23 protein-coding genes and 1 tRNA gene are annotated in these 25,720 nt (G+C 70.7%); 4 read left to right on the top strand and 20 right to left on the bottom strand.

What is annotated here, in order from left to right; all coding sequences use genetic code 11:
* Positions 1-115: 115 nt before the first annotated feature.
* The 6 genes from ABT025_RS31855 to ABT025_RS31830 all read right to left on the bottom strand — a co-directional run bounded on the left by ABT025_RS31855 (position 116) and on the right by ABT025_RS31830 (position 5,742).
* Positions 116-1,489, bottom strand: a complete 1,374-nt coding sequence (locus tag ABT025_RS31855; protein WP_351002015.1) for a hypothetical protein — start codon at positions 1,487-1,489, stop codon at positions 116-118.
* 35 nt (positions 1,490-1,524) lie between these two features.
* Entirely contained in the window at positions 1,525-2,658 is a 1,134-nt protein-coding gene (locus tag ABT025_RS31850; protein ID WP_502972072.1) for a hypothetical protein, read from the bottom strand.
* Positions 2,655-3,692: a COG1470 family protein gene (locus ABT025_RS31845; RefSeq protein WP_502972071.1), complete on the bottom strand. Its 1,038-nt coding sequence runs from the start codon at positions 3,690-3,692 to the stop codon at positions 2,655-2,657. The genes ABT025_RS31850 and ABT025_RS31845 overlap by 4 nt, the downstream gene beginning before the upstream one ends.
* Positions 3,693-3,737: 45 nt before the next feature.
* Complete coding sequence (locus ABT025_RS31840) at positions 3,738-4,403, bottom strand: peptidase (RefSeq protein ID WP_351001999.1); 666 nt, start codon at positions 4,401-4,403, stop codon at positions 3,738-3,740.
* Positions 4,404-4,597: 194 nt separating this feature from the next.
* Positions 4,598-5,146, bottom strand: a complete 549-nt coding sequence (locus tag ABT025_RS31835; RefSeq protein WP_351001997.1) for an ATP-binding protein — start codon at positions 5,144-5,146, stop codon at positions 4,598-4,600.
* A 227-nt stretch (positions 5,147-5,373) separates the two neighbouring features.
* Positions 5,374-5,742 (bottom strand): STAS domain-containing protein, encoded by a 369-nt coding sequence (locus ABT025_RS31830; protein WP_351001995.1) that lies wholly within the window; start codon positions 5,740-5,742, stop codon positions 5,374-5,376.
* Positions 5,743-6,022: 280 nt separating this feature from the next.
* Between ABT025_RS31830 and ABT025_RS31825 the strand changes: the two genes are divergently transcribed.
* Positions 6,023-7,006: an RNA polymerase sigma factor SigF gene (locus ABT025_RS31825; protein WP_351002009.1), complete on the top strand. Its 984-nt coding sequence runs from the start codon at positions 6,023-6,025 to the stop codon at positions 7,004-7,006.
* A gap of 88 nt (positions 7,007-7,094) precedes the next feature.
* Here the strand turns inward: ABT025_RS31825 and hutI are convergent, their stop codons facing one another.
* The 11 genes from hutI to ABT025_RS31770 form a co-directional block, all read right to left on the bottom strand.
* Positions 7,095-8,282: an imidazolonepropionase gene (gene hutI / locus ABT025_RS31820; RefSeq protein WP_351001993.1), complete on the bottom strand. Its 1,188-nt coding sequence runs from the start codon at positions 8,280-8,282 to the stop codon at positions 7,095-7,097.
* 53 nt (positions 8,283-8,335) lie between these two features.
* Entirely contained in the window at positions 8,336-9,733 is a 1,398-nt protein-coding gene (locus tag ABT025_RS31815) for a formimidoylglutamate deiminase (protein ID WP_351001991.1), read from the bottom strand.
* A complete protein-coding gene (locus tag ABT025_RS31810; protein ID WP_351002007.1) occupies positions 9,724-10,938 on the bottom strand; it encodes an allantoate amidohydrolase in 1,215 nt (404 codons plus the stop codon). The genes ABT025_RS31815 and ABT025_RS31810 overlap by 10 nt, the downstream gene beginning before the upstream one ends.
* Before the next feature lie 17 nt (positions 10,939-10,955).
* Positions 10,956-12,668 carry a urocanate hydratase gene (gene hutU, locus ABT025_RS31805; RefSeq protein WP_351001989.1) on the bottom strand — a complete coding sequence of 571 codons (1,713 nt, stop codon included), beginning with the start codon at positions 12,666-12,668 and terminating at the stop codon, positions 10,956-10,958.
* Between the two features lie 131 nt (positions 12,669-12,799).
* Positions 12,800-13,225 carry an organic hydroperoxide resistance protein gene (locus tag ABT025_RS31800; RefSeq protein WP_351001987.1) on the bottom strand — a complete coding sequence of 142 codons (426 nt, stop codon included), beginning with the start codon at positions 13,223-13,225 and terminating at the stop codon, positions 12,800-12,802.
* 43 nt (positions 13,226-13,268) lie between these two features.
* A complete protein-coding gene (locus tag ABT025_RS31795) occupies positions 13,269-14,711 on the bottom strand; it encodes a DHA2 family efflux MFS transporter permease subunit (protein WP_351001985.1) in 1,443 nt (480 codons plus the stop codon).
* Between the two features lie 260 nt (positions 14,712-14,971).
* Entirely contained in the window at positions 14,972-16,105 is a 1,134-nt protein-coding gene (locus ABT025_RS31790) for a ferritin-like domain-containing protein (RefSeq protein ID WP_502972070.1), read from the bottom strand.
* 48 nt (positions 16,106-16,153) lie between these two features.
* On the bottom strand, positions 16,154-17,110 hold the full coding sequence (locus ABT025_RS31785) for a diacylglycerol/lipid kinase family protein (protein WP_351001983.1): 957 nt from the start codon (positions 17,108-17,110) through the stop codon (positions 16,154-16,156).
* 38 nt (positions 17,111-17,148) lie between these two features.
* Positions 17,149-17,241: transfer RNA gene (locus ABT025_RS31780), tRNA-Leu, on the bottom strand.
* A 90-nt stretch (positions 17,242-17,331) separates the two neighbouring features.
* A complete protein-coding gene (locus ABT025_RS31775) occupies positions 17,332-18,039 on the bottom strand; it encodes an SGNH/GDSL hydrolase family protein (RefSeq protein WP_351001981.1) in 708 nt (235 codons plus the stop codon).
* Complete coding sequence (locus tag ABT025_RS31770; RefSeq protein ID WP_351001979.1) at positions 18,036-18,944, bottom strand: class I SAM-dependent methyltransferase; 909 nt, start codon at positions 18,942-18,944, stop codon at positions 18,036-18,038. The genes ABT025_RS31775 and ABT025_RS31770 overlap by 4 nt, the downstream gene beginning before the upstream one ends.
* 233 nt (positions 18,945-19,177) lie before the next feature.
* Between ABT025_RS31770 and ABT025_RS31765 the strand changes: the two genes are divergently transcribed.
* A complete protein-coding gene (locus ABT025_RS31765; RefSeq protein ID WP_351001977.1) occupies positions 19,178-20,659 on the top strand; it encodes an MmgE/PrpD family protein in 1,482 nt (493 codons plus the stop codon).
* A 15-nt stretch (positions 20,660-20,674) separates the two neighbouring features.
* Here the strand turns inward: ABT025_RS31765 and ABT025_RS31760 are convergent, their stop codons facing one another.
* On the bottom strand, positions 20,675-21,190 hold the full coding sequence (locus ABT025_RS31760; RefSeq protein ID WP_351001975.1) for an RNA polymerase sigma factor: 516 nt from the start codon (positions 21,188-21,190) through the stop codon (positions 20,675-20,677).
* A gap of 206 nt (positions 21,191-21,396) precedes the next feature.
* Here ABT025_RS31760 and ABT025_RS31755 point away from each other — a divergent pair, with 206 nt between their 5' ends.
* The gene (locus ABT025_RS31755) at positions 21,397-22,002 is read left to right on the top strand and encodes a TetR/AcrR family transcriptional regulator (protein ID WP_351001973.1); all 606 of its coding nucleotides are present in this window, start codon (positions 21,397-21,399) and stop codon (positions 22,000-22,002) included.
* A 6-nt stretch (positions 22,003-22,008) separates the two neighbouring features.
* Here ABT025_RS31755 and ABT025_RS31750 read toward each other — a convergent pair whose 3' ends face one another.
* Positions 22,009-22,710: an SGNH/GDSL hydrolase family protein gene (locus ABT025_RS31750; protein WP_351001971.1), complete on the bottom strand. Its 702-nt coding sequence runs from the start codon at positions 22,708-22,710 to the stop codon at positions 22,009-22,011.
* A gap of 116 nt (positions 22,711-22,826) precedes the next feature.
* Positions 22,827-23,786, bottom strand: a complete 960-nt coding sequence (locus ABT025_RS31745) for a bifunctional lysylphosphatidylglycerol flippase/synthetase MprF (RefSeq protein ID WP_351002003.1) — start codon at positions 23,784-23,786, stop codon at positions 22,827-22,829.
* Between the two features lie 301 nt (positions 23,787-24,087).
* Here ABT025_RS31745 and ABT025_RS31740 point away from each other — a divergent pair, with 301 nt between their 5' ends.
* Positions 24,088-25,701: an aldehyde dehydrogenase family protein gene (locus tag ABT025_RS31740; protein ID WP_351002001.1), complete on the top strand. Its 1,614-nt coding sequence runs from the start codon at positions 24,088-24,090 to the stop codon at positions 25,699-25,701.
* Positions 25,702-25,720 lie beyond the last annotated feature (19 nt).

The raw sequence follows: 25,720 nt of genomic DNA, 5'->3' as shown, positions 1-25,720 counted from the left end.
GGCCACCGCGGCCGACACCGTGGACGTCGTCCTCGCCGGTCCGCGGGCGCTCCACGGCTCGACGGTCGAACCGTGCCGGCCGGCCGGGGCTGCCGGCCGGGCCACGCGCTCCGGCTCACCGGCCCGTGCGCAGCCGGCGCCACGGGGTGAACGTGAACACCGCGCCGCCCAGCAGGATCGCCGTGCCGGCGACCAGGCCGAGTGCGCGCAGGGAGCCGTTGTCCTCGGCCCCGGTGGCCGCGAGCCCGCCGCCGGACGCCGTGCCGCCGCCCGCCGCCGCTCCGCCGGAGCCCGCGGTGTCACCGCCGGAGGCACCGCCTTCCTGGGCGGTGGTGTCGAGTTCGAGCGACGCCTTGGTGCCGCTCTTGGCCGTGCACGGGATGCTCATCTTCGCGGTACCCAGCGTGACGTCGATCTTCAGGTCGCCGGGGGTGAGGGTGGACTTGCCGGAGGCACCCGGCTTGTACGTGCCGGTCATGTCGGACAGGTCGACCGGCTTGTTCGCCTCCAGGGCCTTGGGGTTCCCCGGCCCGGTGACGGTGACGGAGCCCTTGTCGGCGCCGCCGATGACGATCTGCATGGACGGTTTGAGCGCGCCCGCGGGCAGCGCGGCCGGGCTGTCCATCACACCCTTGGCGGTCTTGACCGTGAGCGCGTAGCTCCCGCCGTTCTTCTTGGCGTTGATCGTCACCTTGGAGGCGATGTCCTTCACCGGGCTCGGCGGCTGGCAGGAGAAGTTCACGACGACTTCCTTGCCCGGGAAGTCCGTGGCACCGCCGCTGCCGCCGGAGTCCGAACCACCGGAGTCCGAACCACCGGCGGTCGTGCCACCGGCGGTCGTACCGCCGCTGGTGGTACCGCCGGAGGTCGTGCCGCCCGCGGTCGTCGTGCCGCCGCTGGTGGTACCGCCCGCGGTCGTCCCCCCGGCCGTCGTGCCCGCGGTCGTTCCCCCGGCCGTCGTGCCGCCGGTGGTGGATCCGCCGCCGTCCGTGACCTTGATCGTCGCGCCCGGCTGGACCGTCTCCTTCGGGGTGCACTTGGTGTCCGTGGAGATCGGCTTCGAGACGTTGAGGGCGTACGCGTCCGGTGTCAGTGTCAGGTCACCCGCCTTCTCCAGCTTCAGAGTGCCCTTCATGTCCGACACGACCATCGGGCTCTTCCTGGGGATCGGCGGGTTCTGCCGCGGCCCCTCCATCTTCAGGTCGCCGGTGGCGGCGCCGCCCAGCTTGATGGTGCCGGTCGGCTTGATGGTGTCCTTCTCGAGATCGAGGACGTCGGGGTTGTCCGAGGCGCCCTGGATCGTCTTCCACACGACCTCGACGGTGTCCCCGACCTTCGCCGTGGCGGGCGCGGTCAGCTGCACCTTGGTGGTGCCCTGGACGGGCGGCAGTCCGGAGATGGCCGGGGGTATGCACTCCGTCTTGTACGAGATGTCGGCGGCCTGGGCAGGGCTCGCGGCCAGCAGCATGCCCGCCCCGCCGATCATCATCGCGACTCCCGCCGCGACCGTCCTGCGTTGCGTACTCACGAATGTCCCTTCGTCGTCGGTCTGTGCTCTGACGGTGCGGAATCAGGGGTGAACCACGGCAGCGCGGCCGTGGTGGTGCTCGGGCCCGTCGCGGGCGCGGGGCCGGCGTCCGGGGCCGGGGCGCGCCGCAGCTTCGGGAACCTCACGGTCGGGCCGGTGCCCGGGGACGTGCGCTGCCCCCGGCGGCCCGCCGCGTGCGCGGGGCGCGGCCGTACCTTGTCGACGATCGCCATGCCGATGCGGAACACGGCCGCGGGCACGACGAGGCAGAGCAGGATCCAGAAGAGCGTCACGCCCCACGGGCGGCCGACCCCCCATGGCTGCTCGGCCAGCACCTTCGTGCCGTACTTCAGTGAGATCTGGTAGTCGCCGTGGGCGCCCGCAGTCAGCTCGACGGGCAGTTCGATACGGGCCTTGCGGCCGGGCTCGACCGTCCCCCGCCACTGCCGCTCCTCCCACTGCGCGGCGTAGACGCCGTGGGCGGTGCCGACCCGGAAGACCGGGTCCTTGACCGGCGCCGAGCCCAGGTTGCCGACCGTGAACACGAGCCGGCGCGACGGCGGGGCGCCGAACCAGGTGAGGATCCCGCTGTCGCCCTCCAGCCGGGTTGCCGCGAGGACGGCGAGCTTTCCGTTCCCCGTCTGCTTCGGCAGAGCGGCGACGGGGTGGCCCGCGACCACGAACACCGCGTCCGCGAGGGCCTGTTCGCCGGTGACCGTGGCGACATGGACCACGCAGGGGCACGGCGCGGGCGGCTCGGCGACCGGCAGTTTCTTGGTGAAGGACCCCTTCTTGTCCGTGGTGACGGCTCGGCCGTCCGCGTTGGAACAGGAGTTGGTGCCGCCGATCACGCCGCGCCCGGGGGTGGACTGCCCGCAGATCAGCATCATGAGCAGGGTGTCGGGCCGCCAGCCCTTGCCCTTGACGGTGATCTCGCCGCCCTTGCCCGCCTGCTTCTCCGAGAGCGTGACCACCGGTTTCGGGTCCGCCGCGCCGGGGCTTTCGGCCTGGGCCCCGGGCGCGGTCAGCAGCAGGGCGGGCAGTATCGCGGCCAGCAGTACGGCGAGCAGTACGCCCGCCCGCCCGCGGCCGTCGCTCCGGAATGCCGCCGGTCCGGTCCGTCCAGTCACGATTCCGCTCCCGCCTTCACCAAGTGCCTCTCGTCGGAGTGCTGTCGGAGATCCGGGGCCGGGACGGCCCCGTAGTCATGTGCGCCCCGCCGCGTCCCGCGCCGGAGGCCGTACACACCGGCGGCGACGGCGGCCAGGAGGAGCAGCGCGCCGCCGGTCACCGGCGCCCAGGGCACGAAGACCGCCGAGGCGGTCGCCTCGTCGTGCGCCCCGCCGGCCGCCGTGACGCGCAGCCGTACGGTGGCGGAGTCGAGGGACGGGACGTCCCGCCACGGCTCGGTGAGCCGCACCCGCTGACCGGGCAGCAGTTCCACGGGCAGAGCCCGGGCGCCGCGCCGCAGCAGGGTCCCGAACACCCCGTCCGCGCCGACGGACAGGCGCGGCACGAGGACCGCGTTGCCCCGGTTGACCAGCGTGTAGTGGATGGTCCCGCCGCTCACCGTCACGTCCTCCACCGTGAGCGCGGCCAGTGTCGGCCCGCCGACCCGCAGCTGGACCCGTACGCCCACCGAGCGGCCGCCGCTCTCGGCGACGATCGCACCGGGGTGGTCACCGGGCTGCGCGCCCTCGGGCACGGTGAAGGAGACCGGCACGTCGGCCCGGGTCCTGCCGGGCACCGTCACCTCGGCGCTCGCCGTCCGCAGCCAGGCCCCGGTCCCGGTGGATCCGTGCGCACCGCGCACCGCGAATCCGCCGTTCCCCGTGTTGTACGCATCGGCACCCCGCAGCCGTACGGTGACCGGCTCCGGTCCCGGGTTGGTGACCGAGAGCCGGTCCTCCAGGACGCTGCCGGGCAGGCCCTCCAGGTAGAAGTACGGTCTGCCCTCGCCCTGTCCGGGGCCGTTCGCCGCGGGCTGCGCCGTCCACGCCGGGCCGGCCGGGTGCTCGGTGGCACCGGCCACCGCCGCCATGGCGACGGTGCACCACAGAGCGGCGAGCAGCGGCAGGGCACGGGCCAGACGTCGCGCGGCGGACGGTCGTGCGGCGACGGGTCCTGGGACGAGACGGGTGGCATGACCGGTCAACGGCGGCATGGGCGGCTCCCTGGTGCGTGACGGCGGCGGCGGTTCGCGCGGGGGTCAGCCCGTGGCCCGCTGCCCCCGCCTGGTGAGCCACAGCACGCCGGCCGCACCGGTCAGCAGCACCGTGCCGCCGAGCGTGCCGAGCGCCACCGCCGAGTCCAGCGGGCCGGTCTTGGGCAGCGAGTCGTTGCTGCCGGTCGTGCTCGTACCGCCGCCCGCCGCGGTGACGTCGAGGGAGAGCGAGGGGCCCGGGTTGTTCGACGGGGTGCAGGTCGTCGTCGTACCGAGCGCCTTGATGGTGAGCACCCCTGCGGTGAAGTCGACCTTGCCGCTCTTCTTCGGGGTGTACGTCCCCGACAGGTCACTGATCTTGATGGGGCTGTTCGCGGGAATGGCGGCGGCGTTGGGCGCTCCGGCGACCGTCACCTGCCCGGGGTCGGCACCGCCCACCTTGATCACTGCACTGGGGCTCATCGCCCCCTTGCCCAGTTCGACCGGGCTGGAGGAGACGCCTTTCTGGAAGGACATCGTGAGCTTGTAGCCGCTGCCGCTCTTCACGCTCTTGATGTCGATCGGAGAGACTGCGGCCTTGTCCCCGATCGGGGTCTTGCACTGGTAGTTGACGTCGACGACCGTCGCGTGGGCGGCGGGCGCGGCCAGCAGCACCACCGCGCTCGCCAGCCCGGACGCCAGCGCGAGAGCTGTTCGCTTCTGGTACGACACCTCGAGTTCCCCTCATGCCGGGAGTCGCCGCGCGCCGCTTCACCGCGGCACAAATAACTGACGACACATCAGATTGGGCGCTCAAGGTACGCCCGGGGCCTTGTGGAGGGAAGACAAAGAGCGCGCCGGATCGGCGCGCTCTTCGAGGGGCGTACGAGCCCAGGGGGACGAGCAGGGGAAACCCGCTCGGGGGGCTATGCGGGGGCGGCCAGCTCCGCCCAGACGGTCTTGCCGGGCTCGCCGGGCACCCGTACGACTCCCCAGTCCAGGCAGAGCCGCTGCACGATGAACATGCCGTGCCCGCCGGGCCGTCCCGCCCGGTGCGGGGTGCGGGGTGCGGGCTGTCCGGCGCCGCCGTCGGCGACCTCCACCCGCAGCGCCTTCGGCGAGCGAGCGATGCGGAGCTCGTCGGGGCCGTCCGCATGCAGGCACGCGTTGGTGACCAGCTCCGAGACGACCAGCAGGACGTCCTCGGCGGCGGCACGGCGGTCGGCGGTCGAGGCGGGGAGCCAGCCCCAGTCGTGGAGCGCCTGGCGGGCGAAATCGCGGGCCGTCGGCACGATGCCGCTGGCCTCCCGCAGCGACAGCGTGCGCCACTGCCGCTCCGCGGGCTCCACGTGCGCGGCGGAGGGAACGTCGGGACGCGCGTCAGCGGGCGTGCCGGCGTCGGAGCGTGCACCCACGCCCGCGCCCTCCGACTCGCGGCCGAGGTCGCCCGGCGGATGCTGCCGGGTGGTGCTCATCAGCGCTTCACCTCACCGATTCACCATGTCGCCATCGAACAGATACAGAAACGAATACTGATATGGACACTGATACAGGTACCGCACAGACACGAAGCGTGCAGGTCTCCCACGGCTCGCCGAGGTGTCTCCTGCCCGGTCGAATCGTGACAACACCCACTTCATCTACGCGGAGCGCGTGACACGGGCGACAGAAGGGGTGCCCGGGGTGTCGAAACGCGCCACGATCAGGTGTCCAGAGCCTCTTCGAGGGAGTCGTGGACGGTGAATACCGCCTCGGCCCCGGTGATCTCGAAGACCCGCGCCACCACCGGCAGCATTCCGGCCAAATGGACCCCTCCCCCGGCCGCCTCCGCCTTGAGGCGGGCACCGAGCAGCACATTGAGCCCGGTGGAATCACAGAATTCGAGCCGCGAGCAGTCGACCACCAGGCGCACACGCCCTTGCTCGACCGCGTGCTCCAAGGGCTCGCGCAGCAGTTCCGCCGTGTGGTGATCCAGCTCACCCACCGGCGTGACAACCTCACTGCGGCCATCGGTCCGGGCCTCGACCTGAAGCCGACCCCGGTTCGCGCTGCCGACCGTCCCGCGGTCCATGCCCGTCCCTCTTCGCCTCGTCACTGTCCGCATCGACGCACGTGCAGATGAGTTGCACACGTCGCCGACGCCCTTAAAACAGTACGCGTTCCGTGCGCCACGCGGTAGCCGAAGACCTCAACAAACCGGACATATAGCGTCAATTGGAGGTTGTGACGACCTGCAAGGACCGGGTAAGGGTAGGGGGACACCAAAACACGGCCGGCTTTGGAGGCGCCGCTTCACCGCAGGAACACGTATGGGCATCGGCAGCCATATGCCGAGAACGATGGAGGAGACCATGTCACCCCGGCTCGACGAACCGCGTACCCACAACGCGACGTCAGCATGTCCTCAGGGACTGACCGAATCAGACTCCCCTGCTGCGGCCGTCCTGGACGGCACGCGCAACAGCACCACCAGCAGTGGCAGTGACACCAGCAGTACCGAAGACAACCGCAGTACCGACGGCGTGACCGGTCTCGAAGGACTTCCCGAGATCCCGCCCTACTCCGAAGTGGGGCCCCTGGACGCCAGGGCCTTGTCGAAGACGCTCTTCGCCCGGCTGGATTCCCTCGAAGAGGGCACGCACGAGTACTCCTACGTACGCAACACGCTCGTCGAACTGAACCTGGCCCTGGTCAAGTTCGCCGCCTCCCGGTTCCGCTCGCGCAGCGAACCGATGGAGGACATCATCCAGGTCGGCACCATCGGCCTGATCAAGGCGATCGACCGGTTCGAACTCAGCAGGGGCGTCGAGTTCCCGACCTTCGCGATGCCGACCATCATCGGCGAGATCAAGCGCTTCTTCCGTGACACCAGCTGGTCCGTGCGCGTACCGCGCCGCCTGCAGGAGCTCCGGCTCGACCTGGCCAAGGCGGGCGACGAGCTCGCCCAGCAGCTGGACCGATCGCCCACCGTGGGCGAGCTCGCCGACCGCCTCGGCATCACCCACGACGAGGTCGTCGAGGGCATGGCCGCGAGCAACGCGTACACCGCGAGCTCGCTGGACGCCAAGCCCGAGGAGGACGACAACGAGGGCGCGCTGGCCGACCGGATCGGCTACGAGGACCACGGACTCGAAGGCATCGAGTACGTCGAGTCCCTGAAGCCGCTGATCGCCTCGCTGCCGGGCCGCGACCGGACGATCCTCTCGCTCCGGTTCGTCGCCAACATGACGCAGTCGGAGATCGGCGAGGAGCTCGGCATCTCGCAGATGCACGTGTCGCGGCTGCTCTCCCGCACCCTGGTCAAGCTCCGCAAGGGACTGACCCTGGAGGAATGAGCGGGCACCCGCAACACGCTTGCGGAGACTGCCGGATCAAGGACCTGCCCCGCCGAGGGGCAGGTCCTTCCGCGTTGGTGACGCCGGTTCAGAGGGGGCGCGGTGCCACCACGCGCTCGCCGCTCCGCCAGACCTCGTGGACCAGCGGTACGCCCGGCCGGTAGGCGAGGTGGACGTGGCTGGGGGCGTCGAGGACCACCAGATCGGCGCGGGCGCCCGGGGCGATCCGGCCGATGTCACCGCGCCGCAGGGCCGCCGCGCCGCCCGCGGTGGCGGACCAGAGCGCCTCGTCGGGCGTCATGCCCATGTCGCGGACGGCGAGGGCGATGCAGAACGGCACGGACGAGGTGAACGAGGAGCCCGGGTTGCAGTCCGTGGAGAGCGCGACGGTGGCGCCCGCGTCGAGGAGGCGGCGGGCGTCGGGCCAGGCGGCCCGGGTGGAGAACTCGGCGCCGGGGAGCAGCGTGGCGACGGTCTCCGACCGGGCCAGGGCGTCGACGTCGGCGTCGGTGAGGTGGGTGCAGTGGTCGGCGGACGCGGCATCGAGCTCGACGGCGAGCTGGACGCCGGGGCCGTGCCCCAGCTGGTTGGCGTGGACCCGGGGGTGGAGCCCCCTGGCCCGGCCCGCGGTCAGGATCGCCCGGGCCTGGTCGCCGTCGAACGCGCCCTTCTCGCAGAAGACGTCGATCCAGCGCGCGTACGGGGCGCAGGCCTCGAGCATCGGGCCGGTGACCAGGTCGACGTAGCCGGCCGGGTCGTCCGCGTAGTCCGGGGAGACGATGTGGGCGCCGAGGAAGGTGACCTCGTCGGTGTGGCGGGCCGCGATGCGCAGGGCACGGGCCTCGTCCTCGACGGTGAGGCCGTATCCGGACTTGGTCTCGAAGGTCGTGGTGCCCTGGCGCAGCGCCTCGGCGAGGTAGCGGGCGACGTTGGCGGAGAGCTCCTCGTCGGTGGCGGCGCGGGTGGCGGCGACGGTGGTCCTGATCCCGCCCGCGCTGTAGGCGCGGCCGGACATGCGGGCGTTGAACTCCTGGGTGCGGTCGCCCGCGAAGACGAGGTGGGAGTGGGAGTCGACGAAGCCGGGGATCACGGCCCGGCCGCCCGCGTCGACGGCGTTGTCAGTGGCGGGTGTCCTGCTTGACCCACCGGTCCAGACGACCCGGTCGCCCTCGATGACGACGGCCGCGTCCTGGATCAGTCCGAGGGGGGAACCGTCACCGAGGGAGGGGTCGTTGGTGACCAGTGCGGAGATGTGGGTGAGGGCGGTCGTCGTCATCGGGGTGCTGCTCTCCTTGCGTCTGGGCGGTGGAGGGGTCTCCGCCTGGGTGCTCAGTGGTGCAGCGCCGCGACGGCTTTCGCGAGAGCCCCGGGGACGTCGCCGACCAACGCGTGGTGTCCGTCGCGGACGATGTGCCGGCCCGCGACCACGGTGTGGCGCACATCGGCCGCGGAGGCTGCGAATACGGCTGTTTCGGCTGCCAGCCGGGGCACCGGCCCCGCTGTTCTGACGGAGTCGAGGGCGACGGTCACCAGGTCGGCCGGGGCGCCCGGTTCGAGGACGCCCGCGTCGGGCCGGCCGAGTGCGGCGTGGCCGTCGGCGGAGGCGGCGCGCAGGAGTGCGGCGGCCGTCCAGTGACCGCGGGTCCGGGTGCGCAGGCGCTCGTTGAGCTCCATGGCGCGCGCCTCTTCGAAGAGGTCGATCACCGCGTGGCTGTCGCTGCCGAGGGAGAGCGGCGATCCGGCGCGCTGGAGGGCGACGGCGGGGCCGATGCCATCGGCCAGGTCGCGTTCGGTGGTCGGGCACATGCAGGTGCCGGTGGCCGAGGAGCCGATGAGCTCGATGTCCTCGCCGGTGAGGTGGGTGTTGTGCACCCCGGTGGTGCGCGGGCCGAGGACGCCGTGGTCGGCGAGGAGCCGGGTGGGGGTGCGGCCGTGGGTGGCGATGCAGGCGTCGTTCTCCGCGGTCTGCTCGGAGAGGTGGACATGGAGCGGGGCCTGCCGCTCCTCGGCCCATCGGGCGACGGTGGCGAGCTGATCGGCGGGGACGGCCCGCACCGAGTGGATCGCGGCGCCGATCAGTGCGTGTTCGTCGCCCTTGAGGAGGGAGGCGCGTTCCGCCCAGGCGTCGGCGGTGGTGTCGGAGAAGCGCTGCTGGTGCCGGTCGGGCTTCTGGTACTGGGAGGGCCGGCGGCCGAATCCGGCGGCGAGATAGACGGTGTCCAGCAGGGTGATCCGGATGCCGGCCTCGCGGGCAGCCGCGATCAGGGCCTCGCCCATCGCGTTGGGGTTGTCGTACGGGACGCCGCCCGGCGCGTGGTGCAGGTAGTGGAATTCGCCGACCGCGGTGATGCCGGCCAGCGCCATCTCGGCGTACACGGCACGGGCCAGGTCGTAGTACGTGTCGGGCGTGAGCCGGGACGCGACCTGGTACATGATCTCGCGCCAGGTCCAGAAGGTGCCGGAGCCGACCTGGACGGTGGAGCGCAGGGCACGGTGGAAGGCGTGCGAGTGGGCGTTGGCGAGACCGGGCAGGGTGAGCCCGCGCAGCACGACGGCGCCGGGCGGCGGGGTGTCGACGCCGGTCCGCACACCGGCGACGCGCCCGCCGGCGACCTCCAGGACGACGTCCGGTTCGACATGGGTGCCGAGCCAGGCATGGGACAGCCAGTACGTCACGGTGACGGGCTTGCCCGTCGGCTCCGTTGTCAGCTCCGTCGTCAGCGGCACGCGAGACCTTCCAGTACGTCGGCGAGTGCGATCACCCCGGCCACGCAGTCGTCCTCGGCGGCGTACTCGGCCGGCGAGTGCGAGATCCCGGTGGGGTTCCGTACGAACAGCATGGCGGTAGGGACCGAAGCGGACAAAATACCCGCGTCGTGCCCTGCTCCGGTGCCCAGTACGGGAACGTCGCGTCCGGTGTCCCGGATGGCGGAGCCCTTGAGGATCGCGCCCAGCTCGTCGCGCAGGGCGTGCTGGAACTCCACGACGGGCGTGAAGGACTCCCGCACGACGTCGAGGTCGATCCCGGCCCGCCCGGCGTGCTCCCGGGCGGCCCGCTCGATACCGGCGACGACGGTGTCCAGGGTGTCCTGGTCGGCGGCGCGGGAGTCGAGCCAGCCGCGCACGAGCGAGGGGATGGCGTTGACACCGTTCGGCTCGACGGCGATCTTGCCGAAGGTGGCGAGGGCGCCGGTCAGTTCCGCCTCCCGGCGGGCCGCGAGCACGGTCTCGGCGTACGTGAGCATCGGGTCGCGGCGGTCGACGAGCCGGGTGGTGCCCGCGTGGTTGGCCTCGCCCCGGAAGTCGAACCGCCAGCGCCCGTGCGGCCAGATCGCGGAGGCGATCCCGACCGGGTCGCCGCCGACGTCGAGGGAGCGGCCCTGCTCTACGTGGAGCTCGACGAACGCGCCGATACGGGCGAGCCGTTCGGGGTCCGGCCCGATGGCGTCGGGGTCGTACCCGGCCGCCTCCATGGCCTGCGGCAGTGTGATGCCGTCGCCGTCGCGCAGCCGGTGCGCGGCCTCGGCCGTCAGCTGCCCGGCGGCGAGCCGGGAGCCGACGCAGGCGAGGCCGAAGCGCGCCCCTTCCTCGTCACCGAAGTTGGTGATGGCCAGCGGTCGGGTGAACTCCACTCCCCTGCGGCGGAGTTCATCGAGTGCGGCGAAGGAGGACACGACCCCGAGCGGCCCGTCGAAGGCTCCGCCGTCCGGGACGGAGTCGAGGTGCGAACCGGTGACGACGGCGTCCCCCGCCAGGGGGTCGCCGAGCCAGGCCCACTGGTTGCCGTTGCGGTCCACCTCGCAGTCGAGGCCGCGGGCCTCGGCCTGCATCCGGAACCAGAGGCGGCAGTCGGCGTCGGCCCCGGTCCAGGCGTAGCGCCGGTAGCCGCCGGACTCGGCGTTGCGGCCGATGTTCCGCAACGACGCCCACATCGCGTGGAAGGTGGGGCTCACGCGGCGGCCCCACCGGTGCCGGGCGCGCCGCCCGTGCCGGACTCCGCGTCCGGGCCGCCCTCGCGCATCGGCACCCGCACGCCCTTGTCCGACGCCACGGACTCCGCGATGTCGTAACCGGCATCCACATGCCGGATGACGCCCATGCCGGGGTCGTTGGTCAGCACCCGGCGGATCTTCTCGCCCGCCAGCTTCGTACCGTCGGCGACCGTCACCTGTCCGGCGTGGATGGAGCGGCCCATGCCGACGCCGCCGCCGTGGTGGAGGGAGACCCAGGAGGCGCCGGAGGCCACGTTGACCATCGCGTTCAGCAGCGGCCAGTCGGCGATCGCGTCGGATCCGTCGAGCATGGCCTCGGTCTCCCGGTACGGGGAGGCCACGGATCCGCAGTCCAGATGGTCGCGCCCGATCGCCAGCGGCGCCGCGAGCTCGCCGCTCGCCACCATGTCGTTGAACCGCTCGCCGGCCCGGTCCCGCTCGCCGTAGCCGAGCCAGCAGATACGGGCGGGCAGGCCCTGGAAGTGGACGCGCTCGCCGGCCATCTTGATCCAGCGGTGCAGCGACTCGTTCTCCGGGAAGAGCTCCAGCATCGCCTTGTCGGTCTTGTGGATGTCGGAGGCCTCGCCGGAGAGGGCCGCCCAGCGGAACGGGCCCTTGCCCTCGCAGAACAGCGGCCGGATGTAGGCGGGCACGAAGCCGGGGAAGTCGAAGGCCCGCCCGTATCCCGCGAGCTGGGCCTCACCGCGGATCGAGTTGCCGTAGTCGAAGACCTCCGCACCGGCGTCCATGAAGCCGACCATCGCCTCGACGTGCCGGGCCATCGACTCCCGCGCGCGCTGGGTGAAGTCGGCGGGCTTCTCGGTGGCGCAGGACGCCATGTCGTCGAAGTCGACGCCGAGCGGGAGGTAGGCCAGCGGGTCGTGCGCGCTGGTCTGGTCGGTGACGATGTCGATGGGGGCGCCCTCGGCGAGCATCCGGGGCAGCAGTTCCGCGGCGTTGCCGAGCAGGCCGATGGAGAGCGGCTTGCGCGCGTCCCTCGCCTCGGTGGCCAGCTGGAGGGCGTGCTCCAGGCTGTCCGCCTTCACGTCCAGGAAGCGGTGCTCGATGCGGCGCTCGATGGCGCGCGGGTCGCAGTCGATGCAGATCGCGACGCCGTCGTTCATCGTCACGGCGAGCGGCTGGGCGCCGCCCATGCCGCCGAGGCCGGCGGTCAGCGTGATCGTCCCGGCCAGCGTCCCGCCGAACTTCTTCGCGGCGACGGCGGCGAACGTCTCGTACGTGCCCTGCAGGATGCCCTGCGTGCCGATGTAGATCCACGATCCGGCGGTCATCTGGCCGTACATGGTGAGCCCGAGCGCCTCCAGGCGGCGGAACTCCTCCCAGTTCGCCCAGTCACCGACCAGGTTGGAGTTGGCGATCAGGACGCGCGGGGCCCACTCGTGCGTCTGCATGACGCCGACCGGCCGCCCGGACTGGACGAGCATCGTCTCGTCCTGCTTGAGCGTCCGCAGCGTGCGGACCATCGCGTCGAACGAGCGCCAGTCGCGGGCCGCCTTGCCCGTGCCGCCGTAGACGACGAGCTTGTCGGGGTGCTCGGCGACCTCGGGGTCGAGGTTGTTCTGCAGCATGCGCAGCGCGGCTTCCTGCTGCCATCCCAGGGTGCTCAGTTCGGTACCTCGCGGTGCCCGTACGGGGCGGGGTCCTGACATGGCGATGCCTCCTCGCGACTGTGAATTTTCTATTCACATCTTGAGTGGCTGAATAGCTCCAGTCAACAGGGCGCGGGCGGACAGCCCGGCAGGCCCACCCCGGGGGTGCGGCCTGCCGGGTGAGCGCGGGCTCAGGCGGTGACGATCGTGACCTCGATGTCGCCTCGGGTGACCTTGGAGTACGGGCAGATCTGGTGCGCCTTCTCCACCAGCTGGGCGGCCGTGGCGGCGTCGACCGAGGGGATGGACGCCGTGAGCTCGGCGACGATCCCGAAACCGGCGTCGTTCTTGCCGATGCCGACCTTCGCGGTCACGCTGGAACCCGTGACGTCGATGCCCTTCATCTGGGCGATGATCCCGATCGACGCGTGGAAACACGCGCTGTAGGCGGCCGCGAAGAGCTGTTCGGGGTTGGTACCCGCACCGCTGCCTCCCAGCTCCTTGGGCTGGCTCACGACGACGTCGAGCTTGCCGTCGTCGGTGGAGATGCGGCCCTCACGGCCGCCCTCCGCGGTCGCCACACCGGTGTACAGGGCTTCACTTGACTTGATGGGCATTACGGAACCTGATCCTTCGTCCATGTCTGTCCCGCGGACAGAGCTAGCTGGCTGTCTTCTCCTGAGGTGCCTTCTGCGCGTCGGGCGCCGCGGCCTGGGCCGGGGCGGGATCGCTCTTGATGACGAGGCCAAGACCCGCGAGGCCGGTCAGGACCGTGGCGACCGAGCAGAAGAGGAGTACGTGCCCGTACGGGTCCGGCTTGTCGCCGGCGTCGACGAGCAGCGTGGCAAGGGTGGCGATACCGAATGCCCCGCCGACCTGGCGGGCCGTCTGGCTGAGACCGGTCGCCGCCGCGAACTTCAGCGGGGAGACCGAAAGAGCGGAGGCGGTCGAGGTGCCGGTCGTGATGGCACCCATTCCGGCCCCGGCCAGAATGCCCGTCGGCAGCCAGTACTCGAGGAACATGGGCTCGTCGGGAAGGGTGAAGGCGAGGAAGAACCCGGTGGCCGCCAGAACCACCGAACCGGCGACCACGATCGTTCGGGGGCCGTACTTCGCCATCAGGTTTCCGGAGTACAGAGCCACGACGGTCGCGGTCAGCGCACCCGGTGTCACCGCGAGGCCGGCCTGCAGTTCGGACCAGTCCCAGACCGCGGTGACGTACAGGACGCCGACCAGCAGCCAGGCGAAGAGCGCCGCGCCGTAGAAGAAGGACGCGGCATTGGCCAGGGCGAACGTGCGGTTGCGCCAGAGCGCCGTCTCCATCGCCGGTTCGGGGTGACGCAGGGAACGCGACACCGCGATGGCCATGGCGACCGCACCGACACAGAGACAGGCGATCGTCTCGGTGCTGCCCCAGCCCCAGTCGCTGCCCTTCGAGATGCCCAGGCTCAGCAGCCCGATCCCGACACCCAGCAGCACCGTTCCGATGATGTCGGGCACGCGGGACTCCGCGGACCTCGCCGTCTTCGGGATGATGCCGGAGCGGACCAGGAGCAGCAGTCCGATCGGAACGTTGATCAGGAACAGCGACCACCACCCGAAGGCGTCGACCATCACCCCGCCGAGCGAGGGGCCGACGGTCGCGGCCAGCGCGGACGCGGCACTCCACTGCCCGATCGCCGCACGCCGACGCTCGGGCGGGCTGTCCACCAGGACGATCGCGAGCGACGCCGGGATCATGGCGGCCGCTCCCGCACCCTGCAGCGCACGCGCCACGAGGAGCAGGGGCAGGTTCGGCGCGAGCGCACAGGCCAGGGACATCACCGTGAAGACGGCGACACCGGCCCTGAACAGCGAGCGCCTGCCGAACACGTCCGCCAGCCTGCCCGCGGGGGCCAGCAGGGCGGCGAAGACCGTGGCGTACACGGTGATCACCCAAGAGAGATCGGCCAGCTTCGCATCCTCGAAATCCTTGTGGAGATCAGGGATGGCCAGATTGACGATCGTCACATCCAGTACAGCCAAGAAGGTCGCACTGGAGGCCAGAAGCAGCAGGGGAAGGTACCCCGGCCTGGTATCAGCGCCAGAAGATCGAGCGCTCATCATCACACCTCCAACATACCGATGGTTGGAATGTATCCGCGCTAGAGGTGCCTCGTCAACGGATCACACCATCGTGTGGGCATCAGATACGCGCCGTACTGCGGAAGTTGAGAAGATGCCGACCCCTCGAACTCTTGATACCGTCGGTATGTTCGCAGGTGAGAGGCGGATTACGGCCGCCGATTCGACGTACCTCCGCGCTCCGGCTCGGCGCTCCGGAGCGACACACCGGCGGCACGCCGGATGGGCACACCGGTGACTCAGCCGGCCGTGTCCGACGCGCCCGCCGCCACCGCCGCGTCGACCTCGGCCACCCGGTCGGCGATCTCCTGGTCCTCCCGGCGCAGCCGCTCCCGCCTGCGCTCCTGGTCGATCAGTTCGGCCTGGCTCTCGTCGGCCTTCATCAGCGCGAGCAGATCGCTCTTCGCCATGTCGAGGACGCCCATGTCCTCGTATGCGCGCTTGACCGCCGGCCCCCACAGGCCGATGTCCTTGACGCACGGCACGATCCGGGTGAACAGGCGGGAGCGGAACGCCTGCATGCGGGGCCCCTTGTTCATGTAGTCCATGCACTCCGCCATGTCGAAGCCGAGGTTCTCCCAGACCTCCTGCATGCGGAACCGGTCGCGCATCAGGTAGCAGCCCTCGACGACGAACTCCTCCCGCTCGGCCAGCTCCTTGGGCGACAACTGCGCGTAGTAGTCGCGCAGTGCGAGCCGGCCGAACGCCACGTGCCGTGCCTCGTCCTGCATCACGTAGGCGAGCATCTGTTTCGGCAACGGCTTGTTGGTCTTGTCGCGCAGAATTCCGAATGCGGCCAGGGCGAGTCCCTCGATCAGCACCTGCATACCGAGATAGGGCATGTCCCAGCGCGAGTCGGACAGTGCGTCGCCGAGCAGGGCCTGCAAATGGGAACTGATCGGGTATTCCATCCCGATCTTGTCCTTGAGGAAACGCGCGAATATCTCCGCGTGCCGCGCCTCGTCCATCACCTGGGTGGCCGCGTAGAACTTCGAATCGAGATCCGGAACCGTTTCGACAATACGGGCGGAGCAGATCATCGCCCCCTGCTCACCGTGCAGGAACTGGCTGAACTCCCAGGCCGCCATGTGCCGGCGCATTTCCTGGCGTTCCTTCTCGTTGAGCTTGCCGTACTGCCGCGATCCGTAGAGGGCCAGCGTGTTCTCGGGAGTGCCGAGCGCGTCGTACGGGTCGACCTCCAGCCCCCAGTCGATGCGGGTGGTGCTGTCCCACTGCTTGTCCTTGCCCTTCTGGTACAGGTTCAGCAGGCTCTGGCGGCCGTCGTCGTAGTTCCAGGTGAAATGTGTGTGGCCGGCCATCGGCTGGGTCCAGCTGCCGCCGGTGCCACTGGTGCCACTGGTCACGTCGTGCATGGCTCTCTCCTCCGCCTTCAGGGGGTGATCAGCCCTGCCGACGGTGCGTCACTCCTCGGCGGAAGGCGCGAGGACGGGGAGCACACCGGGCAGGATCTCGACCGTGCAGCGCGACGCGATGCCGGTCGCGCTCTCGCCGTCGTACTCGCACGTCAGCGAGGACCCGTCGGTCCGTTCCAGTACGAACCGCCTGCCGCGCGTGTAGACGACCTGCGGGCGGTCGACGTGGCTGCCGTCCTGGGTCAGGTGGAGCAGCTCCGGCAGGGGCAGGTCGCCGCTGACGACACAGATGTCGAGCAGTCCGTCGTCGAGCACGGACAGCGGCATGAGCTTGAACTGGCCGGACCGGTAGCGCCCGCCGCCGATGTTGGTCAGATAGGCGGGGCCGTCGTGGACCACGGTGCCGTCGACCGTGACCCGGAGGGGATACGGCGCGGCGGTGCGTACCGTCTCCGCCACGGCCAGCCGGTAGCGGTCCCTTCCCGGTACGGAGCCGAGACGGTTGGCGGCCTCCAGCACCTCGGCCACGACGCCCGTTCCCGTGCCGAGCAGCGCGAGGGTGCCGGTCTCCACGATCCGGGCCATGTCGACCCGGCGGATGCGCGGCGCGGAGGTGCCCAGTGCCGCGTCGAGGGCCTGTTCCCACGGCCTGTCGGACCAGACCTCGCGGAAGACGGAGTTCGCCGTGCCGCCGGGGACGTTCACCAGCGCGGGCCCCCCGGTGATGCCGTCGGGCCGGGCGAGCGACGCGCGCACGAGGCCCGCGGCCGACTCGCGCGTGGTGCCGTCGCCACCGACCGCGATCACCACGTCGATGCCGTCGGCGGCCGCCTTGGCCGCGAGTTCCTCGGCGTGGCCCCGGTATCCGGTGGGGACCACGGTCACATCGGTGACGTACCGCTCGCACCGGCGTACGACCGCGTCCGCTGCCATGCGGTCGGTACGGCCCGCACCGGCCACCGGGTTGAAGACGACCAGTCCGGTGCGTGCCCACCAACCAGGCATGCCGACCCCCCAGGTCTGTGCCGAGAACGGTTTCACAGCGGAGAGAGCAGGATTCGAACCTGCGTGGGCTCATGGAGCCCCGATGAGAAGCAAGCTCCTCATCCCCGTTGGGCCGCTACGGGAATCTCTCCTCGTACCCCGGAACGAGGCCCTGCGGCTCGCGTTCCGGGGTACGTCACTACCTTGGCAGCGCTCACTGAGATCTCACTGAGACCGCGGCCTCAGGGGCTTTCGGCCGTCGCCAGCTGCTCCGCGAGGGTGGTGACCACCGCGGTCGCCAGGACGGCGTGCCCGCGCATCGAGGCGTGCAGCATGTCCGAGCTGAAGACGTCCCGGCTGCTGCTGGTGGGGTGACTCCACATGTCGACCACCATCGCCCCGTACCGGGCGGCCACGGAGCGCACCTGCTCGTTGAACACCTGGATGCGCTCCCGCAGCCCGCCGCCGCCGAGCTGTTCGGGGAAGACCGCGGTGATGTCCTGGATCGTGAAGACGAAGACGTCGGCGCCGGCCTCGCGCAGCGGGCCGATCAGCCCCACCAGCTCCGCCTCGACCGTCTCGGCCGAGAAGTCCCGGCTCAGCATGTCGTTGCCGCCGCAGACGACCGAGACCAGGTCGGGCCGGAAGTCCAGCGCCGGCTTCAGCTGGCGGGCCCGCACCTCGGCGGCCCGCAGATAACGCACGCCCAGATTCAGGTACTCGAGGCCGGGGTGTCGCCGCCTGAGCGCGGCCGCGACCCGGTCCGCCCACGGGATGTCCTGGTAGCCGGGCACCGCCTCGCCGAGCCCCTCGGCCAGGCTGTCACCGAGAACCGCGAAACGGCTCCACGGCGCGGCCGCCAGCAGCGCGTCGACGTCCTGTGCGGACAGCACGTAGGGGTCGGACGCCTCTGATCCGTGGCGTACCGATCCGTTCTCCACCGAAGTCATGCCGCTTCTCCGTTTCCGGCCCGCTCGGCCGCCATCACGCCCATGAAGTCGTCTCCGTTGCAGTACGGGTCGTTCCCGCCGAACCGCTTGACGAGGTCGGGGACCCGCAGTTCCTCCATCGGCCAGAAACCGGCCCGGCGGACCGCCTCGGCCGCCGACTGCGGGGTGAGGCCGGTGAGGTAGGGCTCGCCCTCCGCCCCCACCTTGCGGGCCATCTCGAGCGCGCCCCGGTACGGCGTCGTCCCGTCGATCACCGATTCGTCCATGTAGTCGAAGACGAGGACGCTGCCTGCCGTACAGATCTCGGCGAGTTCGGCGAGCGCCTGGTGCAGTGCTCCGGGCTGCAGGAAGAACGTCACGCCCAGCCAGCCGACGATGCACGGCTGCGCGGGATCGAACCCCGCCTCCGCCAGAGCGCCCACGAGGGAGCCGCCGGCCTCGAAGTCGTGCGGTACGTAGGTGACCGAGGGGGTGCTGAGCATCTCCTGCGCGAGTGTCGCCAGTTTGGCCCGTTGGGTGGCGGGGTGATCGACCTCGAAGTAGCGCAGCCCGTCGTAGCCGGGCATCCGCAGCGCGGTGGTGTCGTACCCGGCGCCGAGCATCACCACCTGCCGGACCCCGTCGGCCACGCTGCGGATCAGCTCGTGCTCGAAGAACCGCTGTCTGAGGAGTATCTCCGCGAGGAACCCGCCGTGCGCGTGGTCGATGGCCCCCAGCCGCTGCAGGGCTTCGTCGGAGGTCGCCGGCGGCGGCGGCTCGGTCACGAACAGTGCGGCGAACCGGTCGTCCAGCAGCCTGCGGGACGGCTCGACGACGGCATCGGCCGCACGGACACGCGCGGTCAGGTGCGCCGTGTCGCTGGCCGTCCCCGAACGCATTCGGGTGGCCTCTTGAGGTGTGGGCATCGCATTCCTTCCGGCATCGGGAGAAGCAGGTCACGGACGCCTCCCGGGGCGTCCGGCCCGGGCCGTTTCCGCAACGGCGGCTGAATGCTTTACGCGTGACGGCCCCGGCCCCCTCAGAAGAGACGAATCCTGTTTCCTCCGGCGGCTCCATGAGGGATGGCGGGCACTCGCGCGTAACTCTCTTGCAGCCTCAGTGGCGGACCGGCCGCCGAATGCGTCATGAAGGAGACGGGATGACCCTCACCGAGGAATTGTCAGAATGGGCCCACAGCCTGCGGTTCGACGATATTCCGCAGGATGTCGTCGAGATCGCGAAGCTGCAGATCCTCTCCCAGTGCGCGGCGATACGCGTCGGCGCCTCCCACCCGCTGGGGCGCCGGATGATCCAGGCCTTCGGGGAGCCGTTCCAGGACGACCCCCGACGGTCCTCGTTCGTGCTGGCCGGGCTCGGTGCCTGGCTCCACTTCGACGACACCGCCTTTGCCGGCCACCTGTCGAACTCGACCGTGGCCGTGCCCATGGCGTACGCACGGGCGCAGGGTCTCAACGGTGCCGGTCTGCTGACCTCCGTGGTCGTGGCCAACGAGGTGGCGGCCCGGATCACGGCCGCCACGACGCTGGGCCCTTTCCGCGGCCAGAGCGCTCCGTACACCCATGTCGCCGGCGCAGTCGCGGGGCGGCTGCGCGGCGAGGACGCGACCGCCGGCCGGTGGGTGAGCGCCCTGGGACTGGGGCTCGGGCTGCCCCCGCGCACCGTCCCGGTGGGCTTCCTGGGGGGCGACGCGAAGGTCTTCAGCTCGTCCACGCCGGTCGCTGTGGGGCTCGACGCGTGCGACGCGGCAGCGGCCGGGTTCCACGGCAGCCCGGAGATACTGGAGCACGCCGAAGGGTTCCTCTCCCGGTTCGCGACGGTTCCCCTTCCGGAGATCGTGACGGCGGGGCTGTCCGAGAGATGGCACACCCTCACCACCTCGTTCAAGCTGCACCCCGGCGGTCCCGGGATGGACTCGGCCATCGACTGCGCCTTCGAGCTCCACCGGGAGATCGGCACGGTGCGCCCCCAGGACATCGCGGAGATATCGGTCGACACCTCGCTGTACACGGTGCTGGTGAACCGGCAGGCCGGCGCCTATCTGCGCGGCCCGGACTCCCCCGTGAGCGCGCTGGTGTTCGCCCTGCCGTACCTGCTGTCCACGGCGCTGCTGACCGGCGATCTCACCGCCGAGGACTTCACCCCGCAGCGGCTCGCCGACGCCGACCGGTGGGCGGTCGCCGATCGCGTCCGGATCCGGCTGGACGAGGAGATGACCCACGACCTCTTCCACTGCGAGGTCCCGTTCGGCGAGGCGCTGCGGCAGGCGGGGCCCCGGGCCGCGGACTGGCTGAAGGTGTTCGGCGCCCGCTGGAAGGGTGACGGCCAGTGGCTCGTGGACCTGGTCGGCGAGCTGGAACCGCCGAGCAAGGACTTCGGCTCCACCCGGAAGTCCACCCCGGCCCGGGTGACGGTGAAGCTCACCGACGGGCGCTCCCTGACCAGGGAACTCGATGTGCCGGCCGGTGCCGTGGGGTCGGCCCAGGCGGGGAACCTCCCGGCACTGATGCGCGAGAAGTTCCTCACGGCCGGCGGCACCGCGGCCGTGGCCGACGGACTGGCCTCGCTGGAGTCGGCCTCCGCCGACGATGTCGCCCGGCTGCTGCCCGCGGCCCTGGCCTGAGGTCCGTCCGGTTCGTCAGCCGGTCAGGCTCTCCTCGTACCAGCGGCGCAGCCGGGCCCTGGCCCGGGTGAAGGCGCTCTCCGCCGCCTTGTCGGATATCCCGAGCCGGCTGGCGAACTCCCGGGTGCTGATCCCGTTGACCCGCGCGAGGATCACCTCCTGCTCCCGCCCGGCCAGCCGTTCCACCTGACGCAGCACCCACGCCTCCTCGTACGCGGCGCATATCTGCTCCTCCGGCCCCGCCGCCTGTTGCATCCAGGTCGCACGCAGCAGGCGCCGGTGGCGTTCGTCGCGGCGGTGGACGTCGGTGCACAGGCGCAGGGTCACCGTGGTGAGGAAGGGGCCGATCCGGTTCTCGTCGAGATTCCGGAAGGTCGCCGCGCGCAGGAGTGCCTCCTGCACGCAGTCCTCCGCCTCCTGCGCATCGGCGAGCCGCGACCGCGCGAGGCGGAGGATGCGGTCCCGGTGCGTCAGGAGGAGGGACCATCGCGTGGCCGCCACGTGGGTCACGGGCGGAGCGGTGGATTGCATGTGGGTGACCTCCTTGACCGGACCGGTCAGAGGAATACTCGGCAGGCTCCGGGCGGTCGCCCGCAGCGTTGTCGCACCTTGCGCCTGGGAGGTTACATTCCAACGGACGGTATGTCGATCGGTGGATGGGACACTGTACTTCCGGTATGCGGCTGACGCGTCTATCGTGGATGGATCACATCTGTCGCAGTACACGGACGATCCGGATGACCATGGCCAATCAGCGCACACGTCGTACTCAGGAAGAACGCTCCCGGACCACGACGAACGACCTGCTCGCCGCGGCCCGGAGACTGTTCGCCCAGGACGGATACACAGCCACGTCCCTGGACGCGATCTGTGAGGAGGTGGGTGCCAGCAAGGGCGCCCTCTACCACCACTTCAAGAACAAGCGCGAGCTCTTCCGCGCGGTGTACGAGGCGGAGCAGCACCGGCTGTCCAGCGCCATCGCCCAGACCTACACGTTCTACGACGACCCCTGGGAAGGCCTGTACCAGGGCATGCGGGAGTTCCTCGTCGCGTCGATGGAACCCAGCGTCCAGCGGATCACCCTCATCGACGCCCCGGGCGCGCTGGGCTGGTCCGACATGCGGGAGATCCGTTCCGACTGCCGGCGCATGATGGCCTACGGTCTCGCGCAGGCGCTCGGCAAGGACCACCCCCGCAGCGAGATCACGGCGATGGCCTCGATGATCCACGGTGCGAGCTGCGAGAGCGCCATGTCGATGGCTCACCGTGACAACAGCGACGAACTGCTGGAGGCCACGCTTCTCCAGTTCCGGAACATCTTCAAGACCTTCGCCCAGTCCTGACGCATCTCAGGCCCATTCCCGCAGCGAGCCGAGGTGGGCTCCCAGCGCGCGCACGACGGTGGCGGCGACGATCGCATGTCCCCGCATGGTCAGCCGCCGGCCGTCGGCGCCACGGAGCCCGGGCCGCTTGCCCGCGGGGTGCGCGGTGAGGTCCACATGGATGCCGCCGTGCTGCATCGAGACGGCGTGGGTGCGTTCGGCCAGCTGCCTCAGCCGGTTTCCCGGAGCGTCCTTGCCCCTCGCCTGCGGCGCCCCCGCACCGGCCGCGTCGAACCAGCCCACCGTGAGGACATCGCAGCCCGCGTCCCGCAACGGCCGGATGATCCTGCCGAGTTCGGCCCCGACGGTGTCGATGTCGAAGGAGGCGCGGAACGCGTCGTCACCGCCCGCCGCCACGACGGCCAGGTCCCCGCGGAATTCCAGGGCCTGCCCGAGCTGACGGGCCCGGACCGCCGATGCCGGGAGGTCGCGATGGCCGAGGTTGAGGTAGGCGGCGGACGGCCGCACCGTACGCAGCGCCTCGGCGACCCGGTCGGCCCACCCGGCCCGGCGGTATCCGGGAACCGGCTCCCCCCGGCCCGTGGCGTCCGTGTCGCCGACCACGAGAAGGCGCCGCCACGGGGCACCGGCCAGCAGCGAGGCCGCCCGGTCCGCGTGGAGGCAGTGCGGGTCCTGGGCCTCTCCCACCGGTTCGGCATGCGATGCCACCTTCGGTCCTCCACTCCGTCACGTGACCCGGCCCTCGCGCGGCTGCCGGACCGGCGGACCGACGCCGGTCCTTCCGGCCCCACCGTGCCAAGACTTCCGTCCCGACGCAGCTTGTTTTAAACGGACTTGGTGACACGCAGGATCTGCCAGATCGCCCCGGGACTGGCCCCGCGTTCGAAGGCGAGGTACTCGGGAAGGACGAGCTGCGGAGCCCACTTCTCCTTGTAGGCCAGCTGGGTGCCGGCCGGGTACACCGCTGCCCCGTGCTGGGCGAGCAGCCGCATGAACTTCCCCGTCAGCGGACTGGCGGACGGCACCTCGTGCTCCGGATCGAGCCCGGTGAACGGCGTGAAGCCGAAGTGCAGCCACTGCGCCTTCTCTTCGATGAAGCGCTCCGTGGCGTGCAGATTGACCGCCTCCATCACCCCCGGCGGCGCGTCCGGCAGCCGCCTGCTCAGGTCATGCAGCTGCCCGCTGCGCGACCCGAAGGCCGGGCTGTAGGAGATGTAGGCGACCGGTGCGCCGTCGATACGGCCGAGGAAGAGCCGCCGGTGCTCCTGGGCGGGCCCGCCGAGCTGCCCGACGAGGAACTCGATCTCCTTGACGTGCCTGCCCTTCGACCGCAGCCACGGCCGGTCGATCTCCTCCAGCTCCTTCGCGCAGCTCTCCCAGGGCACCTCGCTGACCTCCAGGCCGCTGCGCCTGGCCCGGGAGATCTTGTTGCGCAGCTTCACGAACCTGGTCCCCCGCAGGCTGAACGACGAGAGATCGAGGGAGTACGACGCACCCACCTGGTTGATGGTGAAGCCGTGCTCCGCATAGAGCCCGGCGTCCTCCCGCTGCACCTGTACGGCCACGATGCGGCACCGCTCGGACCGTGCGAAGGCACGGAACCCGCTCAGCAGCCCGTCCTGGTCCTTCTCCGCGGCGAACACCCCGCCGAACTGCACCAGATACCGCCCGGACCGGCGGTAGGAGATGAGCCCGTCGGCGCCGGGAACGGTGAAGTGCCGGTTCCCCTCGTTCAGCGCGAGGAAGGCACTGGGATTCTCGCCGTGCGCCCGCAGAGTGTTCAGACGGGTGAGGAAATCGTCCGGACCACCCGCCTCCGGTGTTTCGCTCCGCCGCCGCTGTGATCGGTTCACCGCACCCACCCTCCAACGCCTGCCCATGAGTCGGCAGAGGCTTTCAGGGCCGGGGTGAAGCGCGCTGAGAACGCGGTCTCAGCGCCCTCTCCGTACATTCTCAGCCCGCTTCGCAAGAGTCGTTCCCCGTACGCCAGCGTTCACCAGGAAGGCGGGGACCCGCGTGACCAGCGTCGATCAGACCGTTCCGAAACTCAGGGAGTCCGGCGGAAGGCCGGCGGGACCGGGGCGGATGCGCACCTTCTCCTCCTACGTCAACGGCACCGACCGGGACAGCGAGGACTGGGTGTACGTCATCGACGCGGATGCACTCCTCGATGACGCGTTCGCCAGTCTCACCCTGAAGCGCAAACTCGAACGCGGCCTCCTGGAGCCCGTAGGACTCCCGCCGAGCGTGGTGGCGAAGATCGCCAAGGCCGACCGGAAAACCGTCGAACTGGCCCTGGAGGCAGCGGCCTCGGCCGCTCCCCTGTGGGCGGCGTTCCCCCTGGAGACCCGGCTGGAACAACTCGGCCGGCTGATCCACGCGGGGATAGTCGACCGGGCCGAGGACATCGTCGACGTCCTCGTCCAGGAGGGCCACCCGCTCGCACTGGCACGGTGGCAGGTGTCGGGCATGCTGGACTGCTTCGGCCCGCAGTCGCTCGGCTTCTACCGGGCGCAGATGCTGCAGGAGTTCCGGGAGCGGGACAGGCAGTTGTCCGTGCGCCGGCTGCCGGACGGCGTGGTGTGTCTCAACCCGCCGCAGAACGCTCCGCTCTCCAGCTCACTGCTCGGGGTCACGTCCCTCATGGCGGGCAACTCCCTCGTGGTGCGCGCCCCGCGCAGCGCGCCGCTCGGCGCCATGTTCATCCTGCACGAGATCGTGGTGCCCGCACTCGACGAGGTCGGCGCGCCGCCGGGCACGCTCAACGTCGTGTGCGGCGACCCGGCGCCGATGCTGTCGGCCTGGCTGGACAGCCCGTACGTGAACGACATCATGTACTTCGGGAGCAGCGAGAACGGCCTTCCCTTCGAGGAACGGTGCGTCGCCGCGGGCAAGAAGCCCATTCTGGAACTGGCCGGCAACGACACCGTCGTGGTCTGGAAGGACGCGGACCTCGAACTGGCCGCGGAGGCGCTCACGGAGAGCTTCTACGGCTCGGGGCAGCTGTGCATGATCCCCAACCAGGTGGTCGTGCACCCCGATGTGGCGGAAGAGCTGATCAAGCACGTCGTCCGGGCGGTGGGACACGTACGTCCGGGGCACGCCTGGGAAGAGGACGTGCTGCTCACTCCGGTGCTCCGCAACGAGAAGTTCTTCGCCTGTCTGCGTGACGCGGTGGAGAAGGGTGCCGAGATCGCCTGCGGCGGCCACGCCATGCAGCTCGACGAGACCAGGGACCCGGCCGGGATCTTCCTGGAGCCGACGGTCGTCGTCGTCCGGGGAATCGACGGCGCCCGGGAGATCCAGGCCGTCCGCAGCGAGACGTTCTTCCCGCTGCTCCCCGTGGTGATCGCGGACCCCGAACCGGACGACGTCCTGCTCGACCGGTTCGTCGACTACGTCAACTCCAACGCGTACGGACTGCGCAACTCCGTCTGGGCACAGGACTCCTCGGTCGTCGACGCGTTCGTCTCCCGCATCAACAAGGGCGGGCTGCTCAAGGTGAACGACTCCCACATCGGGTTCCTCCCCTTCCTGCCCACGCACGGCGGTACCGGACTGACCGGCGGTGTCTTCGGTGAGGCCAACTACCCGATCCTGCGGACCTCGCACCTCCAAGGGCTCAGCGTGAGCCTCGGATCCCGCCCCAGGGAGGCCGTGTTCGGCGCCTGGCAGGCCCGGCAGTCCCGTAACCGCTGAATTCCACCAGCCGCCTACA

The organism is Streptomyces sp. NPDC002809 (assembly GCF_040295435.1).
Lineage (GTDB): Bacteria > Actinomycetota > Actinomycetes > Streptomycetales > Streptomycetaceae > Streptomyces.
This window is presented reverse-complemented; position numbering and strand designations above follow the sequence as displayed.

What these genes read in the sequence shown, in the direction of transcription:
- ABT025_RS31855 (WP_351002015.1), bottom strand. Translation starts at nt 1,489, where the DNA reads ATGATGATCGGCGGGGCGGGCATGCTGCTGGCCGCGAGCCCTGCCCAG.
- ABT025_RS31845 (WP_502972071.1), bottom strand. Translation starts at nt 3,692, where the DNA reads ATGCCGCCGTTGACCGGTCATGCCACCCGTCTCGTCCCAGGACCCGTC.
- ABT025_RS31835 (WP_351001997.1), bottom strand. Translation starts at nt 5,146, where the DNA reads ATGAGCACCACCCGGCAGCATCCGCCGGGCGACCTCGGCCGCGAGTCG.
- ABT025_RS31830 (WP_351001995.1), bottom strand. Translation starts at nt 5,742, where the DNA reads ATGGACCGCGGGACGGTCGGCAGCGCGAACCGGGGTCGGCTTCAGGTC.
- ABT025_RS31825 (WP_351002009.1), top strand. Translation starts at nt 6,023, where the DNA reads ATGTCACCCCGGCTCGACGAACCGCGTACCCACAACGCGACGTCAGCA.
- hutI (WP_351001993.1), bottom strand. Translation starts at nt 8,282, where the DNA reads ATGACGACGACCGCCCTCACCCACATCTCCGCACTGGTCACCAACGAC.
- ABT025_RS31810 (WP_351002007.1), bottom strand. Translation starts at nt 10,938, where the DNA reads ATGTGGGCGTCGTTGCGGAACATCGGCCGCAACGCCGAGTCCGGCGGC.
- hutU (WP_351001989.1), bottom strand. Translation starts at nt 12,668, where the DNA reads ATGTCAGGACCCCGCCCCGTACGGGCACCGCGAGGTACCGAACTGAGC.
- ABT025_RS31800 (WP_351001987.1), bottom strand. Translation starts at nt 13,225, where the DNA reads ATGCCCATCAAGTCAAGTGAAGCCCTGTACACCGGTGTGGCGACCGCG.
- ABT025_RS31795 (WP_351001985.1), bottom strand. Translation starts at nt 14,711, where the DNA reads ATGAGCGCTCGATCTTCTGGCGCTGATACCAGGCCGGGGTACCTTCCC.
- ABT025_RS31790 (WP_502972070.1), bottom strand. Translation starts at nt 16,105, where the DNA reads ATGCACGACGTGACCAGTGGCACCAGTGGCACCGGCGGCAGCTGGACC.
- ABT025_RS31785 (WP_351001983.1), bottom strand. Translation starts at nt 17,110, where the DNA reads ATGCCTGGTTGGTGGGCACGCACCGGACTGGTCGTCTTCAACCCGGTG.
- ABT025_RS31775 (WP_351001981.1), bottom strand. Translation starts at nt 18,039, where the DNA reads ATGACTTCGGTGGAGAACGGATCGGTACGCCACGGATCAGAGGCGTCC.
- ABT025_RS31770 (WP_351001979.1), bottom strand. Translation starts at nt 18,944, where the DNA reads ATGCCCACACCTCAAGAGGCCACCCGAATGCGTTCGGGGACGGCCAGC.
- ABT025_RS31765 (WP_351001977.1), top strand. Translation starts at nt 19,178, where the DNA reads ATGACCCTCACCGAGGAATTGTCAGAATGGGCCCACAGCCTGCGGTTC.
- ABT025_RS31760 (WP_351001975.1), bottom strand. Translation starts at nt 21,190, where the DNA reads ATGCAATCCACCGCTCCGCCCGTGACCCACGTGGCGGCCACGCGATGG.
- ABT025_RS31755 (WP_351001973.1), top strand. Translation starts at nt 21,397, where the DNA reads ATGACCATGGCCAATCAGCGCACACGTCGTACTCAGGAAGAACGCTCC.
- ABT025_RS31740 (WP_351002001.1), top strand. Translation starts at nt 24,088, where the DNA reads ATGCGCACCTTCTCCTCCTACGTCAACGGCACCGACCGGGACAGCGAG.